A 14,794-nucleotide genomic window follows, 5' to 3' on the forward strand; every position below is an offset into this window, starting at 1 on the left:
AGGTGGACGCCGTCGCATGTACCTGTCGAACTCAAGCCCCACCCAGGATCTTTGAGAAGTGATCGGGTGTTCTGTTGTGTCAGGTGAGGCCGAGAACGGTCCAGGGTGTTGACCACGAGGACGGCCTTGTCGGTGGCGAGGACGCGGACGTTGGGCACGTCGTCCGTGGCGACCGACACCGTCCGGTACCCGGTGCCCGGCGGGAACGCCTCGCTGAACCGGGAGACCAGGTCGTACATGGGCAGTTCACCGCCCCCGGCCGCGCCGTCGGTCGGCGTCCACAGGCAGCCCGCGCAGTCGGTGCCCTTCTCCTCCTCCGGGTTCCAGTAGAAACCGGAGGAGGCGCCGCCCTTGACCATGGCGATCATGCCGGCGGCCTGGACGGCGACGCGGTGGGTCTCCGACCAGCCCTTGCGGTCGTCGTTGCCGTCGGCCGGTTCGACGTAGTACTCGGCCCACCACAGCGGCAGATCGCGGGTCTGTGCGCGCACCCACTGGCCGACGGCCGTGAGCTTGTCGGTGGCCGCGAACTCGCCGGGCAGCAGGTCGTCGTCCTTGGTGTAGCTGGAGCCGTCCACGACGACGAAGTCGGCGCCCGCCTTGTTCTTGTTCCAGTAGGCGAAGGCGTCGAGGACACGCTGGTCCATGGCGCCCCAGGTGCCCTTCACGGTCGTGGACGCGTCCTGCGTCTGACGCGGGTCGAAGCTGTCCATGACCAGGTAGGGACCGCCCACCATGATGTCCTTGTTCACCTGCTTCAGCGCCTTGTAGACCAGGTTGTAGAGCTCGGTGTAGCCCTCGTAGTCCCAGCGGCCCTCGCTGTCGTTCCAGAAGCCCTTGAACTCGTTCCAGACGATGAAGTGCCGTACGTCCGGATAGCGCTTGGCGACGGTCGCGGCGAGCGCGGCGAAGTCCTTGTAGTGGGCGCGGTCCGGGGCCGTCTCCAGGGCGCTCTGGCTCCAGTCGGTGTCGCCGGACTTGCCGCCCTTCATCCAGTCCGGGGAGCAGCACAGGGTGACGGTCGGGGTGCCGCCGGACTTGCGCATGAAGTCGATACGGCGGTCCATCCCGGAGAAGTCGTACCGCCCCTTGGACGGTTCGGGGTTGCCCGCGCCCCAGCCCATGATGTGCTGGTTCTGCGGCAGCGGCCGCTTCTCCAGCAGCCCCTCGACGCGCTCCGTGGCGGTGTCGCTGCCCTCGTCGGCGCTGAACTGGGTGTGGGTGAAGCCCCAGCCCACCTCCGGCTGCGGCGTCTGGGGCGGGGTGACCGGTGTGCCGTGCACCTTGTCCCCGTCGCGGGTCGTGCCCGCGGTGCTCCCGCCGTTCCCCGGCAGGGTGTTCAGCAAGGTCACCACCAGGGCCAGCGCGGCCACACCGACGCCGAGCAGCGCGGTGAGGCGCCACCGTCGTGCCCCCGAATTCCACCCATGACGTCCCATCATGGGCAACAGTAACGGCGGGTCTCTGCCGTAGGACAGATCCCGAAGTGCACAGCCCTGCTGCATTTTCCGGGGCCTGTGACACAAGCGGCTTCGCCGCGGGCCCCCGGGCCGCCGGCCGAAGGGCGGTGAGCTGGGGTCCCTCTGACGGGAACACCAGGACAGGCTGCGGAAATCCAGTGCACGAGCCCCCTTGGTGACGGATCATGGCGGCATGTCTGCGAACCCACACGACGCTCTGCCGATCCGGCTCAACGTCGACGACAGCGACTCGCCGTCGGACGTCGTCGACGCGCTGTTCCTCGGCCGCTTCGCGACGGGCGAGCAGCCGCACTCGCACGCGGCGAACATCGACCGCGTACGGTCCGGGGCGACGCTGCTCCCGCCGGGCGCCCGCGTGCTGCGCTCCGCGCGCGACGACGACCGCAGCGCGACGCTCGCCGAGGGCGACGGCTGGACCCTGCTGGTGTCCCGCTGGAACCGCGGCGCCGACGTCACGGTGACCGCGACCAGCGCGGAGCTGGCCGAGAAGGTGCTCAGCCAGGCGACGGACGGCGCGGCGGACGAGCCGGAGCCGCAGCCGGAGAACGTGACTATGGGGTTCTGGTACGTGTCACCGCGCCGGGGCCCGCACCGCACGACCCGCCAGATCTCGGCCGGTACGTGGGAGGAGGTCCGCCCCAATTACACGGGACCGGTGGCGGACGCGATGGACCGCCTGATGAAGACGACCCCGGAGGACATCGCGGGCCGGCTGCTGCTGTTGCACGGTCCGCCCGGCACCGGCAAGACGTCCGCCCTGCGCACACTGGCCCGCTCGTGGCGCGACTGGTGCCAGGTCGACTGCGTCCTGGACCCGGAGCGGCTCTTCTCGGACGTCGGCTATCTGATGGACATCGCGATCGGCGAGGAGGACGGCCCGGGCAAGGGCCGCTGGCGGCTGCTCCTGCTCGAGGACTGCGACGAGCTGATCCGCGGCGAGGCCAAGCACACGGCGGGCCAGGCGCTCTCCCGGCTGCTCAACCTCACGGACGGACTGCTCGGCCAGGGCCGCAACGTCCTCGTGGGCGTCACCACGAACGAGGACCTGGAGCGCCTGCACCCCGCCGTCGTCCGGCCCGGCCGCTGCCTCGCCCGGATCGAGGTCGGGCCACTGACCCGCCGCGAGTCGGTCAACTGGCTGGGCACGGAGGAGGGCGTCGCGCGCGAGGGCGCGACCCTGGCGGAGCTGTACGCGCTGCGCCGGGGGACGACTCCGACGTCCGTACCGGATCAGCGGGAAGGCGCGGACGCGGGGCTGTATCTGTAGCCGCGGCACGCTCCGCAGGGTGCTTTGATGGGGGTATGACCCTGTTCGTCGGCACGTCGGGGTGGCAGTACAAGGACTGGCGCGGTGTCCTCTACCCCGACGGACTGCCCCAGCGGCGCTGGCTGGAGGAGTTCACGGCGCACTTCGCCACGGTCGAGATCAACAACGCCTTCTACCGGCTGCCGTCGCGGGAGACCTTCGAGAACTGGCGGGAGCGCACGCCGGGCGACTTCGTCGTGACCGTCAAGGCGAGCCGCTATCTGACCCACATCAAGCGGCTGCGCGACCCCGAGGAACCGGTGCACCGGCTGATGAGCCACGCCGCGGGACTCGGCGACCGTCTCGGCGCCGTCCTGCTCCAGCTTCCGCCCACACTGCGGGCGGACCCCTCCCTCCTGGACGACTGCCTCGCCCGCTTCCCGTCCGGCACGCGGATCGCGGTCGAGCCGCGCCACGACTCGTGGTGGACGGCCGAGGTGCGCGAGGTGCTCGAGTCCCGCGGCGCCGCCCTCTGCTGGGCCGACGTGCTCTCCCGGCCGGTGGCCCCGCTGTGGCGTACCACCGACTGGGGCTACGTCCGCTTCCACGCGGGCCGCGCCCGGCCCTGGCCGCGCTACGGCCGGCAGGCCCTGACGACCTGGGTACACCGGATCGCGGACCACTGGCCCGACGACCACGACGTGTACGCGTACTTCAACAACGACCCGCACGCGGCGGCGGTCCACGACGCATCAGCCTTCGCCCACGCAGCAAACGCCGCAGGCCTGACCACCACGCGCACTCCGAAGCACTTGCGGGCAAGAGTCAGCCCCTCCGGCGTTTGAGGAGCGGGGGCAAAATCAGCCCCTCCGGCGTTTGAGGAGCGGGGGTCCAGGGGGCAGCGCCCCCTGGCGGGGTCTGGGGCGAAGCCCCAGGTACGGGACGGGTAGGGGCGGAGGGGGCGAAAACCCTGCCGAACTCAGCGCGCCGGTCACGGCACGCCGCCGACGCGGGCCGTTTCGGCGCGGGGGTGGCGCGGGCGTTTCGGCGCGACGGCAGCGCGCGCGTTCGGCGCGACGGCAGCGCGGACGTTCGGCGCGACGGCAGCGCGGGCATTCGGCGCGACGGCAGCGCGGGCATTCGGCGCGACGGCAGCGCGAGCCGTCCCGGTACCGCCGTGGTGCGGGCCGTCCCGGCACCGACCCCCCCTACCCCCCATAGGCCGCCCGCAGGGCATCCCGTGCCGCGTCCAGCGCGGCCGGCTCGGCAAGGCCAAGGCGCCGCACCCGCTCGGCATAGGCCTGCGCAGCCGACGCGGCCTCACGTTCCGCGGCCGACCCGGCGGCAGCCACGAACGTCCCGTTGCGCCCCCGCGTCTCGATCACCCCGTCCCCCTCCAGCGCCCGGTACGCCTTGGCGACAGTGTTGGCCGCGAGGCCGAGCGACTCGGCGAGGCCGCGCACCGTGGGCAGCTTGTAGCCGACCGGCAGCGCGCCGGACCGGGCCTGCTCGGAGATCTGGGCACGCACCTGCTCGTACGGCGCGGCTCCCTCAGCGATGTGGATCTTCAGGGTCACGGAGCGATTGTCCCGTACCCACCGGAAAATGAGAGGCATCCGCACACACCCCACGCGTAGCGTGCGACTTCATGACAATGATCGTTCGCGACGTCCGCCCCGGCGACGAGCGGGATGCCGAGGGCTTCGCCCGGGTCCGCACCCTCGCCCTCCCCTTCGTGCTCTACACTCCCGCCTCCGTCGCATACGACGTCACACAGGCTCATCCCGACGCCCACTACCGCCCCCTGCTCGCAGAGCGGGACGGCAAGCCGGTCGGCACGGCCCAGGTCGGCATCGCGTACGACAGCCCGGATCCGGGGCAGGGCTATCTCAATGTGTACGTCGACCCGGCCCACACGCGGGAGGGCGCGGGGGCGCTCCTGGTCCGCGCCGCCGAGGAGCACCTGGCGTCCCTCGGCGCGACAAAGCTCTTCGCCTGGGTCCTGGACGAGCCCGGCAACCGCGCCTTCGCCGAGCGGCACGGGTACCGCGCGAGCCGCTCCGCGCAGTTTCTCCGCCTGGACCTGGCGGGCGGCACCCTTCCGCCGCTCCAGGAGCTCCCGCCGGGCGTGGAACTGCGCACGGGTTCGGACTTCGCCGACGACCCACGCCCGCTGTTCGCCCTGGACGCGGAGACGATGGCGGACGAACCCGGTGACATCGCCCATGAGTTCACGGACTACGAGGCCTGGCTCCAGGACACCTGGAAGCATCCGCTGTTCAGCCCCGAGCTGACTTCGGTGGCGATCGTCGACGGCCGCCTCGCCGCGTTCAGCGCCGCCCGCACGGACGGCGGCACCCGCTACGGCACGGTGATGACAGGCACCGGGAGCGCCTTTCGTGGGCGCGGCCTCGCCAAGCTCGCCAAGAACGACTCCCTGCACCGGGCCCGAGCCGCCGGATACACGGAGGCGTTCACGGGAAACGACAGCGACAACGAACCCATGATCGCGATCAACAAGTGGTTCGGCTACGAGATCTGCGCCACGGAGGTGCGCTATGTCCGCGAACTCGACTGACCGGCCGAGCTCCTTGGAGGTCGTCCTTCTCAAGTACGGCCGTACGAAGATCAGTTACACCGCCGAGCTGCTCGAGGACGACGGCAACCGCGTCACCGTACGCGCGCCGTGGGCGGGCGACGCGGTCCGCGACTTCGGCTTCGTACGGTTCGAACAGGGCGATGTCTTCACCGAGTACTACTGGCGGGACCGCTGGTACGCGGTGAAGGAGGTCCGTGACGCCGAGGGTGTGCTGAAGGGCTGGTACTGCGACATCACCCGCCCGGCCGCCGTCTCGGGCGGCGAGCTGATCGTGGAGGACCTCGACCTGGACCTGTGGCGCTCGGCCGACGGCAAAACCGTACTCCGCCTCGACGAGGACGAATTCGCGGCAAGCGGCCTCACGACCACCGACCCAGAGGCCGCGACCGCCGCCGAGAACGCCCTGACCGAACTGGAACGCCTGGCCCTCGAGGGCGGCTTCGAGGCCCTGCTGGACTAGCGACCGGCCCGCGGGCAGGGGCGCTGCCGATCACCGTCTCACAGGACACCCACCACCGCATACCGCTCGTCCTCGACCTCCCGCCCCCACAACCGCGCGTCGTCCGACAACGGCTCCAGGCGAACCTCGGCCACCAGGGGTTTCAGGAAGCCGGCCAGCCGCTCGGCGGATATGCCGACCGGGCTCACGCTCCCCCACACGCCCTCGACGAGCACGAGCCGCCCTCCGGGGCGCAGGAGCCCGCGCCAGTGCCGCAGGACGCGCTCGGGGTCGGGCAGCGCCCACAGGACATGGCGGCCGAGCACGACATCGAACCGCTGCTCGCCGACGGGCGGCGCCACCGCGTCACCGATGAGGAACACGGCGTCACGGCCGGCCAGCTTCGCGCGGGCGAGGTCGACCATGCGCGGCGAGAGGTCGACCCCGGTGACCCTATGCCCCCGCTCGGACGCGAGCAGTGACAGGCTGCCGGTGCCGCAGCCCACGTCGAGGACGTCGGACGCGGGCTCGGGCAGCCACGCCCGCAGCCGGACCGCCCAGGCCTCGCGCACGGCGGGGTCGCGCAGGCCGTGGTCCGGCTCGTCGTCGAACGTGACGGATTCCGCGTTCCAGTCGACGCCCGGCCCTGGATTCATGTCACTGTTACTCGTCATGCGCCCCAGGGTGACACCCGCCACTGACAGTCGATTCGTGACAGCCGCCACAGACAGATCGCGACCGATGAGGAACTCTCCCGGAAAGGGTCTACCTCCGTACAAACGCGGAACCCGGGTAGGCACAAGGAGGCAGCCATGCGCCGTGTGATCGTGCAGAAGCCCCTGAGGAAGTCGGACTCCCGCCGTGTCCGGGACGAGGCCGACGAGCGTCCGGCCGAGCGCCCGGAGGTCCGAAAGGACATCGCGCGCACATGGTGGCCGGACGGGTGAGCCACTACGACCACCACCAGCACAAGAACCGTCAGACCAGCCGCTTGCGGTAGTGCACACGGTCGTACGGGCCCTCCTTGCGGCGTTCCACGACCTCGTACCCGTGCTTCGGATAGATCTCCTGGTTCTCCCACATCATCGCGTTCGTGTAGAGCCTGATCTCGGGCAGTCCGAGCGCACGCGCGCGTGCGTCCACGAAACGCAGCAACCGCCGCCCGACGCCCTTGCCATGGGCGTCGGGGCGCACGGCGATGACGTCGAGGTACAGATGGTCCTCGCGCTCCTCGACCACCACGAGCCCGGTCACCGGCTCCCCGGTGACGAACACCCGTCCCGCGGCCACGTTCGCCGCGTGGTCCGCCTCCATGGGCACCGGAACCAGCCCGATGCGCTCGATGTAGGGCTGGAACGCCGCGTCGACGACGGCCTTCACGACGGGTACGTCGTCGGCGACGGCCAACCGGATCTGCTCATCTGTCATGCCGTACACGCTACTTACCTGATCGCAGCCTGAGCACTCCCTTAACGCGGCCATAAGGATCTCCCTCACCCGCCTCCAGCAGGCGATTTCCCGGTTTCTCGGGGCTAGTTTGCTGATCGCCCCCACGGGGTTCACCCCACGCGCCGAGGACCGTTCCGAGGAGTTCCCTCATGTCTGCACGCCGCAAGGCCGCCGCCGTCGCCGCCGTCGGCATCGCCCCGCTCGCCCTGACCGCGCTGGCCGCCGCGCCCGCGTCCGCGCACGGCTCGATGGGGGACCCCGTCAGCCGGGTCTCGCAGTGTTACGCGGAGGGCCCCGAGAGCCCCACGTCGGACGCGTGCAGGGCGGCGGTCGCGGCGGGCGGCACGCAGGCGCTCTACGACTGGAACGGCATCCGCCTCGGCGACGCGAACGGGCGGCACCAGACGCTCATCCCGGACGGCAAGCTGTGCAGCGCGAACAACGACGAGTTCAAGGGGCTCGACCTGGCGCGCTCCGACTGGCCGGCGACCGGCGTGAACAGCGGCTCGTACACCTTCAAGTACCGCGTGACCGCCCCGCACAAGGGCACGTTCAAGGTGTACATCACCAAGGCCGGTTACGATCCCGCACAGCCGCTCGCCTGGGACGACCTGGACCTGGCGCACCCCGTGGCGACGGCCACCGACCCGGTTGCCTCGGGCGGCTTCTACTCCTTCTCCGGCACTCTCCCGGAGCGCTCCGGCAAGCAGCTCCTGTACGCGGTCTGGCAGCGCTCGGACAGCCCGGAGGCGTTCTACTCCTGCTCCGACGTCTCCTTCGGCGGCGGCAACAGCAACAGCAGCGGCAGCAGTTCATCGAGTGGCGGCTCGTCGAGCGATGCCTCGCCGGCCCCTGCCGCCTCCGCACCCTCCGACCAGCAGATCGAGGACGGCAGCGACAAGTCGACCGTCGAGCACCAGGGCCACGGTGACGACGACGCCAGTACGTCGGCGGAGCCGACGACGGGTGCGAGCGCGGCCGGGGGCGGCAGCACGGACGCCGCGAACCAGCCGGGGGCGGCCGGTTCCTCGTCGCACCTCGCCGAGACCGGCGGCGACTCCACCACGTCGTACATCGCTATCGGCGGATCGGCCGCCCTGGCTCTCGGCGCCGCGGCACTGTTCGCCTCGGTCCGGCGCCGTGCCGTGTCCGGTGGCCGCCACGGCCGCTGAGGCAGTGGGCTGCGGGGGCTGTCCGGCGGCTCAGGCCGGACAGCCCCCGGCGGTGTGCTCAGCTGAACGCGGAGGCGCAGGTGGTCGCTTTGGCGTGGGCGGGGTCGAGAGCGTTCGCCACCTCGTGGTAGGCGATGCGGTCGAAGAGTCCGATCGCCACGTGTTCGGAGAGGTCGAGCCCGCACAGGTCCTGCAACAGGACATTGTGGACGTCGGATCCGCTCAGGAACTGCGCGCTGTACGGCGTGGCCACCTCGTCGTACTTGGTGGCGATGACCGTGTAGTGGACGCCCGCGACGGTGTCGCCGCCGGCGTTGAGCTTGGTCAGGAACGCGGATCCGGCGACCTGGTCCGCGAGTCCCGGGGTGGCCGCCGACAGCAGGTCCTCGGCGCCCGGGAAGTACGGCAGCAGGTTGGCGAGGCCGCTGAGGGTGGTGCCGTGGTTGTCGGGCGCGATGCCGACGAGGGCGTTCACCTTGGTGGCTCCGCCGAGGAACTTGAGGTAGTAGCGGGGCATCATGCCGCCCTGCGAGTGGCCGACGAGGTCGGCCTTGGCGGCGCCGGTGGCGGCGAGCACCTTGTCTACGAAGACCTGGAGCTGTCCGGCCGACTTGTCGATGGGGCCGAGGCCGTTGAAGAGCGGGACGCCGGTCAGTTGCCCGTAGTCGAGGGAGTAGACGCAGTACCCGCGGCTCTCCAGATAGGGCGCGAGAGCCAGCCAGTTGTCGACGGAGTTCCCGAAGGTGCCGTGGACGAGGACGACGGGGCGGGGGTGGGTGGCGGACGGCTTGCAGGAGTAGTTGTTCCAGCCACTGCTGGGAGCGGAATCGGCTCGGGCGGTGGCGGCGGGGACGACAGCGACGGCGGCGGTGAGGAGCAGGGCGGTCAGGGGTCTGAGCACTCGCTTCCAGGGCAGCATCGGGTGATCTCCTTGCGGCTCAAGGGAGTTGCGACGACATACGCCCTGTGATCCGGATCACGAGGATGCTGTTCACTCGTCAAGTTACGGGCGAGTAGCGCACGTGTGAAGTTACGCGCGAGTAAAAACTTCCAGTGGTAACCAAATGCGGCAGGAGTGGTCGACGAACCGTCACCAGGCGGGCTTGATGGGACCGTAAGGCGCGATGCGGACCAAACGGTCACGCAACACGCGCATTTCACCCTCGCCCAGCAGTTCGCCCCACGCCCGCACGGCGTCGGCGGCGGCCTCTTCCGCCGCACGGGTGCAGGCCCAGCCGCGCTCGGTGAGCACGACCAGCCGGGCGCGCGCGTCATCGGGATGCGGGCGCCGCTCGACGTACCCCTTGCGGACCAGCTCCTCGACGAGCTGACTGGCGGCCTGCTTGGTGAACCCGAGGTGAGCGGCGAGGTCGGTGACCGTCGCGCCGTCGGGGGCCAGGTGGGTGAAGGCGAAGCCGTACGCGGGCCGCCCCTCGAACCCGCGGGCCACGACACCGTCGTTGATGCGACGGGTCAGCTCGCCCGCGGCGGCGAGCAGGGCGGCGGACAGGGCCATGGCTTCGGAGTTCTGCACGCATGCATTGAAACACCCTTGACGGATTGGTCAAGCAGCTTGACTATGGGGTCATATAGTCAAGCTGCTTGACCAATAACCCGGAGGCAACCCATGCCCGTCATCCGCTCGTCCGAAGCCGTCGTCCACGAGATCCACGGCGCCCGTTTCGTCTCGTACGCCACTCCCCTCAGCGGCAGCAAGGAGCTGTGCGCCTGGCGCGGTGAGATTCCCGCGGGGACCAAGGCCCCACTGCACACCGTCAACTGCGAGGAGATCTTCCACCTCCTCTCCGGCGAACTGCTGATCACGCTGGACGGCCGCACCGAGCGCGTCACCGCCGGCGACACCGTGATCATCAACCCGGGCGCGACCCTGGGCGTCGAGAACCCGACCGGACAGACCGCGGTTTCCTGGGTCACCACGTCCATCGGCCTTCGTGCGGAGCTGGCCGACGGCTCGGTCATCACTCCGCCGTGGGCCAACTAGCACAGGTCACGCGGCCAGCGTCCCCGGCCCGATCACATGCGGTCCGAACTTCGCGCGTGCCCGGTCCGCCACCTCCTCGATACGGCGTGCCTTCTCGTCCACGGGGTCGAAGGTGAGCTGGTGGGAGGCCTGGCCGGCGGGGGTCAGACCCTCGGCGCGCAGGGCGATCGCGCGGACCCGGGCGCGCTGGAGGCCGAGTGCCTCGTACATGCGGTACGCGGTGTCGGTGAGCGCCGGCGAGTGAGCGGTCGGCTCCTCGAGGGTGCGGCTGCGGGTGGTCGTGGAGCGGTCGGCGTAGCGCACGGTGAGGGTCACGGTGCGGCAGACCTTCTCCAGGGCGCGCAGCCGGGTGCCCAGTTCCTCGGCGGCGGAGAGCAGCGCGCGGCGATGCCGTGCGGGGTCCAACTCGTCGCGGGGGAAGGGGCGTTCGGCGGCAAGAGAGCGCGAGGTGGCATTCGGTACGACCCGGCCGCGGTCGATGCCGGACGCCTTCTCGTGCAGCTCGCGTCCGGTCCGGGCGCCGGTGAGGCGTTGCAGCGTGGGCAGGGGCGCGGCGGCGACCTTGCCGATGATGTCGAGGCCGTACTCGCACAGGGTGCGGGCGGTGGCGCCGCCGACGCCGGGCAGCGCGGCGACGGGCCGTTCGGCGAGGAACTCCGCGACGGCGTCGGGCTCTTCGGGTACCGCCCGGGTCACCCCGGGCGCGGCGTCCCGCAGGGCCATCCGGGCGAGCATCGGCCCCGGCCCTGCGCCGATCGCGCAGTCGATCCCGTACCGGGCGAGTGCCCGCACCCGGATCAGCGAGGCGAGCTCCACGGCATCGCGCCCGAAGTACCGCTCGGCGCCCCGCAGATCGAGCAGCGCGCCGTCGGGTGGCAGCGCCTCGATGACGGGGGTGAACTCCTCGAGCAGTTCAAGGAGCCCGGGCAGGGCAGCCTCGTACATCGAAGGCAGTTGGAAACGTACGCAGAGGATGGTCATCCCGCACTCCCCGGACTCTGGTGCCACAACTTCTTTCCTCCCGCGGGCCCTTCGCCCGCGGGACGCAGGTCGGCCCAGGGGTGCATCACATACCCCGTGGGCATTCGGATCTGCCGGTTCTCCTTCGTGCCGCCGCTCGGCTCGGGCAGGGGCTCGGCCAGCCGTGCCGCCACCACATCGAGGCCGCCCTCCCGGCGCAGCTCGACGAGTTCGGCGAGATTCCAGGCCGCCGCGCCCACCACGCTGAGGCTGCGCGGGCCGCGGCGCTGCACCACTCCACGCACCAGCAGCAGCCAGGAGTGGAAGACGGTGTGGGCGCAGGTGTCGTGGGAGTCGTCGAAGAAGGCGAGGTCGACCAGGCCGGTGCCGTCGTCCAGGGTGCTGAAGATGACCCGCTTGCCGGAGCGGATCGGCGGGGTCTGGGTGGCCGCCTTGGCACCCGCGACCAGGACCGTCTCACCGTGCCGCGCCTCCCGCAGCCGGCGTGCCGTGATCACGCCCAACTCCCCCAGGAACTCCCGGTGGTCGTCCATCAGATGGCGCGAGGCGTCCATGGAGAGCACACCCAGTTCGGCGCTGAGCCTCTCCGCCGAGGAGAGGTCGGGCAGCCCGGCGGAGGCGGTCTTGCGCCCGCCGGACAGCGGGAGTTGGTCCCCGCGCCCGCCTCTGGATCCCCGGTGCAGTTCGGTCAGGTGCAGTTGCAGATCACGGCGGTTGGCGCCGAACGCGTCCAGCGCGCCGACCTGTGCCAGCCGCTGGGCAAGCGGACGGCTCGGCCGGGCCCGCTCCCAGAAGTCGAGCAGCGAGGCGTACGGCTGCCCGTCCGCGATCCGCGCGGCCTCGGCCTCACTGATGCCGTGCACATCGGAGAGTGCCAACCGCACACCCCACACCCCAGATTCAGACACCAGTTCGATACGGTGGGCGACCGCCGACCGGTTCACGTCCAACGGCAGGATCGGCACCCCGCGCCGCCGCGCGTCCGCCAGCAGCAGCCGCTTCGGGTACATCCCGGGGTCATGGGTGAGCAGCCCCGCGTAGAAAGCGGCGGGGTGATGGGCCTTCAGCCACGCCGACTGGTACGTCGGTACGGCGAAGGCGACCGCGTGCGCCTTGCAGAAGCCGTACGAGCCGAAGGCCTCGACGATCTCCCAGGTGCGCGCGATGGTCTCGGCGCCGTACCCCTTCGCCGCCGCGTGCTGCGCGAACCAGAAGCGGATCCGCCCCTGCGACTCGGGGTCGGAGAGCCCGCGCCGCACCCGGTCCGCCTCGTCGCGCCCGCAGCCGGTCATGATGTCGACGATGTCGATGATCTGCTCATGGAAGACGACGACGCCGTACGTCTCCTTCAGCGGTTCCTCCAGGTCAGGATGCGGATAGCGGACCGGCGCCCGGCCGTGCCGCGCCTCGATGAACGGCCGCACCATGTCGGCCGCGACCGGACCGGGCCGGAAGAGCGAGATGTCGACGACGAGGTCGTGGAAGGTCGCGGGCTGCAGGCGCCCGACCAGGTCCCGCTGCCCCGGCGACTCGATCTGGAAGCAGCCCAACGTCTCGGTGGACTGGATGAGTTGGTACGTCGCCGGGTCACCCGGCGGCACCGCGTCGACGTCCACCCGGTCCCCCGTCGCCCGTTCCACCTCGGCCACCGCGTGCGCCATCGCGGACTGCATCCGCACGCCCAGCACATCGAGCTTGAGCAGCCCGAGGTCCTCGACGTCGTCCTTGTCGAACTGCGACATCGGAAAGCCCTCGCCGCTGGTCGGCATGACCGGCGTACGGGCGAGCAGGGAAGCGTCGGAGAGGAGTACCCCGCACGGGTGCATGGCGACGCCGCGCGGGAGGGCGTCGAGGGCCTCGGTCAGCTCCCAGAGCCTGCCGTACTTCTCCTTCTCCCCCGCCAGCCGGCGCAGTTCGGGCAGCTCGTCCATCGCCGCCCGGGCGTCGCGGGCGCGGATGTGCGGGAAGGACTTGGCGATCCGGTCGATGTCGGCCGGGTCCAGGGAGAGGGCGGCGCCCACGTCACGGATGGCGTGCCGGACCCGGTAGGTCTCGGGCATCGCGACCGTCGCGACCCGCTCGGTGCCGAACCGGCCGATGATCGCGCGGTAGACCTCGAGGCGGCGCGCGGACTCCACGTCGATGTCGATGTCGGGCAGCACCGCGCGACGCTTGGACAGGAAGCGTTCCATCAGCAGCCCGTGCTCGACGGGGTCGGCGTGCGCGATGCCGAGCAGGTGGTTGACGAGGGAGCCCGCGCCGGAGCCGCGCGCGGCCACCCGGATGCCCATCTTCCGTACATCGTCCACGACTTGAGCGACCGTCAGGAAGTAGGAGGCGAAGTTGTGGTGGGCGATGATGTCCAGCTCTTGGTGCATCCGCTCCCAGTACGCGCTCTTGCGGTCATAGCCGCGCAGCATCATGCCCGCCGCCGCCCGGGAGGCCAGGGTGCGCTGGGCGGTGCGGCGGTCCGCGCCGACGAGGTGCGGTTCGGGGAAGTGGACGGTGCCGATACCGAGGTCGTCCTCGGGGTCGACGAGACACTCGGCCGCGGTGGCCTGGGTCTGTTCGAGCAGACGGCAGGCGGTGTCACGGCGGTAGCCCGCGGACTCGACGATCCGTTCGGCTGCGCTCAGCATGGCGGCCTCGCCCTTGAGCCAGGCCTCCCCGGAGTCCAGCTCGCGCCGGGGGTCGACGGGGACGAGACGGCGGGCGGCGTCCAGGACGTCGGCGACCGGGCCCATGCCGGGGTCGGCGTACCGGACGGCGTTGCTGAGCACCGGGCGCACCCGCTGCTCGGCGGCGAAACCGACGGTGCGGGCGGCAAGGCGCAGAGAGCCGGGACCGGTGCCGGTGCGGCCGTGCCACACCGCTTCGAGGCGCAGGGCGTCGCCGTAGGTCTCCCGCCAGGGCGCGAGCAGCTTCGCGGCCCGGTCGGGGCGCCCGGCGGCGAGTGCCCGGCCGACGTCGGAGGCGGGGCCGAGCAGCACGGTCAGGCCCTCGGCGTGATTGTCCGGCCAGGGCAGCAGCGGCCGTCCGCCCTCGCTGCCCGCGTGCGCCGCCGTGACGATTCTGCAGAGGTCGGCCCAGCCTGCCGCGCCGTCCCGGGCGAGGAAGGTCGCGCGGGGTGTCGACTCGTCGATGAAGGCACCGCCGCGCACCGGGGCCCGGCGCCGCTCTCCCCGTACAGGCTCCCCGACCGCGAGCTCCGCCCCGAACAGCGGACGGACGCCCGCCTTCGCGCAGGCCTTGGCGAAGCGGACCGTGCCCGCGAGGGTGTCCCGGTCGGTGAGGGCGAGGGCGTCCATGCCCCGCTCGGAGGCGCGCTCGGCCAGCCGCTCCGGGTGCGAGGCCCCGTATCGCAGGGAGAACCCGGAAACGGTGTGCAGATGCGTGAATCCTGGCACACGCACCTCCCGTTACCC

15 protein-coding genes are annotated in these 14,794 nt (G+C 71.2%); 7 read left to right on the forward strand and 8 right to left on the reverse strand.

The window, feature by feature from the left end; genetic code table 11:
• Positions 1–1,439 (reverse strand): hypothetical protein (locus AB0D27_RS35285; RefSeq protein WP_362516766.1); only part of this gene is annotated, 1,439 nt, incomplete at its 3' end.
• A gap of 214 nt (positions 1,440–1,653) precedes the next feature.
• On the opposite strand from AB0D27_RS35285, the gene AB0D27_RS35290 reads away from it, so the two are divergent.
• On the forward strand, positions 1,654–2,748 hold the full coding sequence (locus tag AB0D27_RS35290; RefSeq protein WP_362516768.1) for a DUF5925 domain-containing protein: 1,095 nt from the start codon (positions 1,654–1,656) through the stop codon (positions 2,746–2,748).
• 35 nt (positions 2,749–2,783) lie between these two features.
• Positions 2,784–3,572, forward strand: a complete 789-nt coding sequence (locus tag AB0D27_RS35295) for a DUF72 domain-containing protein (protein WP_362516770.1) — start codon at positions 2,784–2,786, stop codon at positions 3,570–3,572.
• A gap of 363 nt (positions 3,573–3,935) precedes the next feature.
• On the opposite strand, the gene AB0D27_RS35300 is transcribed toward AB0D27_RS35295, so the two are convergent.
• A complete protein-coding gene (locus tag AB0D27_RS35300) occupies positions 3,936–4,304 on the reverse strand; it encodes a GntR family transcriptional regulator (RefSeq protein WP_362516772.1) in 369 nt (122 codons plus the stop codon).
• A 71-nt stretch (positions 4,305–4,375) separates the two neighbouring features.
• Between AB0D27_RS35300 and AB0D27_RS35305 the strand changes: the two genes are divergently transcribed.
• Both AB0D27_RS35305 and AB0D27_RS35310 read left to right on the forward strand, forming a co-directional pair.
• Positions 4,376–5,305: a GNAT family N-acetyltransferase gene (locus AB0D27_RS35305; protein ID WP_362516774.1), complete on the forward strand. Its 930-nt coding sequence runs from the start codon at positions 4,376–4,378 to the stop codon at positions 5,303–5,305.
• A complete protein-coding gene (locus tag AB0D27_RS35310) occupies positions 5,286–5,786 on the forward strand; it encodes a DUF402 domain-containing protein (RefSeq protein WP_362516776.1) in 501 nt (166 codons plus the stop codon). The genes AB0D27_RS35305 and AB0D27_RS35310 overlap by 20 nt, the downstream gene beginning before the upstream one ends.
• 38 nt (positions 5,787–5,824) lie before the next feature.
• Here AB0D27_RS35310 and AB0D27_RS35315 read toward each other — a convergent pair whose 3' ends face one another.
• On the reverse strand, positions 5,825–6,439 hold the full coding sequence (locus tag AB0D27_RS35315) for a class I SAM-dependent methyltransferase (RefSeq protein ID WP_362516778.1): 615 nt from the start codon (positions 6,437–6,439) through the stop codon (positions 5,825–5,827).
• Between the two features lie 138 nt (positions 6,440–6,577).
• On the opposite strand from AB0D27_RS35315, the gene AB0D27_RS35320 reads away from it, so the two are divergent.
• The gene (locus tag AB0D27_RS35320) at positions 6,578–6,712 is read left to right on the forward strand and encodes a hypothetical protein (protein WP_362516780.1); all 135 of its coding nucleotides are present in this window, start codon (positions 6,578–6,580) and stop codon (positions 6,710–6,712) included.
• 31 nt (positions 6,713–6,743) lie between these two features.
• Here AB0D27_RS35320 and AB0D27_RS35325 read toward each other — a convergent pair whose 3' ends face one another.
• Complete coding sequence (locus AB0D27_RS35325; protein ID WP_362516782.1) at positions 6,744–7,193, reverse strand: GNAT family N-acetyltransferase; 450 nt, start codon at positions 7,191–7,193, stop codon at positions 6,744–6,746.
• Positions 7,194–7,363: 170 nt separating this feature from the next.
• On the opposite strand from AB0D27_RS35325, the gene AB0D27_RS35330 reads away from it, so the two are divergent.
• Positions 7,364–8,386, forward strand: a complete 1,023-nt coding sequence (locus tag AB0D27_RS35330) for a lytic polysaccharide monooxygenase (RefSeq protein WP_362516784.1) — start codon at positions 7,364–7,366, stop codon at positions 8,384–8,386.
• Positions 8,387–8,444: 58 nt separating this feature from the next.
• On the opposite strand, the gene AB0D27_RS35335 is transcribed toward AB0D27_RS35330, so the two are convergent.
• Positions 8,445–9,305 (reverse strand): alpha/beta fold hydrolase, encoded by an 861-nt coding sequence (locus AB0D27_RS35335; RefSeq protein WP_362516786.1) that lies wholly within the window; start codon positions 9,303–9,305, stop codon positions 8,445–8,447.
• 171 nt (positions 9,306–9,476) lie between these two features.
• Positions 9,477–9,920 (reverse strand): MarR family transcriptional regulator, encoded by a 444-nt coding sequence (locus tag AB0D27_RS35340; RefSeq protein ID WP_362516788.1) that lies wholly within the window; start codon positions 9,918–9,920, stop codon positions 9,477–9,479.
• A 93-nt stretch (positions 9,921–10,013) separates the two neighbouring features.
• Here AB0D27_RS35340 and AB0D27_RS35345 point away from each other — a divergent pair, with 93 nt between their 5' ends.
• The gene (locus tag AB0D27_RS35345; protein WP_362516790.1) at positions 10,014–10,388 is read left to right on the forward strand and encodes a cupin domain-containing protein; all 375 of its coding nucleotides are present in this window, start codon (positions 10,014–10,016) and stop codon (positions 10,386–10,388) included.
• Between the two features lie 6 nt (positions 10,389–10,394).
• On the opposite strand, the gene AB0D27_RS35350 is transcribed toward AB0D27_RS35345, so the two are convergent.
• The gene (locus AB0D27_RS35350) at positions 10,395–11,369 is read right to left on the reverse strand and encodes a hypothetical protein (protein WP_362516792.1); all 975 of its coding nucleotides are present in this window, start codon (positions 11,367–11,369) and stop codon (positions 10,395–10,397) included.
• Positions 11,366–14,776 (reverse strand): DNA polymerase III subunit alpha, encoded by a 3,411-nt coding sequence (locus AB0D27_RS35355; protein WP_362516794.1) that lies wholly within the window; start codon positions 14,774–14,776, stop codon positions 11,366–11,368. Before AB0D27_RS35355 ends, AB0D27_RS35350 begins: the two co-directional genes overlap by 4 nt.
• Positions 14,777–14,794: the final 18 nt, after the last annotated feature.

Source organism: Streptomyces sp. NPDC048415, assembly GCF_040651675.1.
GTDB lineage: Bacteria > Actinomycetota > Actinomycetes > Streptomycetales > Streptomycetaceae > Streptomyces.

Coding starts and splice junctions, on each gene's coding strand:
- AB0D27_RS35290 (WP_362516768.1), top strand. CDS start 1,654: ATGTCTGCGAACCCACACGACGCTCTGCCGATCCGGCTCAACGTCGAC.
- AB0D27_RS35310 (WP_362516776.1), top strand. CDS start 5,286: ATGTCCGCGAACTCGACTGACCGGCCGAGCTCCTTGGAGGTCGTCCTT.
- AB0D27_RS35345 (WP_362516790.1), top strand. CDS start 10,014: ATGCCCGTCATCCGCTCGTCCGAAGCCGTCGTCCACGAGATCCACGGC.
- AB0D27_RS35325 (WP_362516782.1), bottom strand. CDS start 7,193: ATGACAGATGAGCAGATCCGGTTGGCCGTCGCCGACGACGTACCCGTC.
- AB0D27_RS35335 (WP_362516786.1), bottom strand. CDS start 9,305: ATGCTGCCCTGGAAGCGAGTGCTCAGACCCCTGACCGCCCTGCTCCTC.
- AB0D27_RS35305 (WP_362516774.1), top strand. CDS start 4,376: ATGACAATGATCGTTCGCGACGTCCGCCCCGGCGACGAGCGGGATGCC.
- AB0D27_RS35350 (WP_362516792.1), bottom strand. CDS start 11,369: ATGACCATCCTCTGCGTACGTTTCCAACTGCCTTCGATGTACGAGGCT.
- AB0D27_RS35295 (WP_362516770.1), top strand. CDS start 2,784: ATGACCCTGTTCGTCGGCACGTCGGGGTGGCAGTACAAGGACTGGCGC.
- AB0D27_RS35330 (WP_362516784.1), top strand. CDS start 7,364: ATGTCTGCACGCCGCAAGGCCGCCGCCGTCGCCGCCGTCGGCATCGCC.
- AB0D27_RS35315 (WP_362516778.1), bottom strand. CDS start 6,439: ATGACGAGTAACAGTGACATGAATCCAGGGCCGGGCGTCGACTGGAAC.
- AB0D27_RS35320 (WP_362516780.1), top strand. CDS start 6,578: ATGCGCCGTGTGATCGTGCAGAAGCCCCTGAGGAAGTCGGACTCCCGC.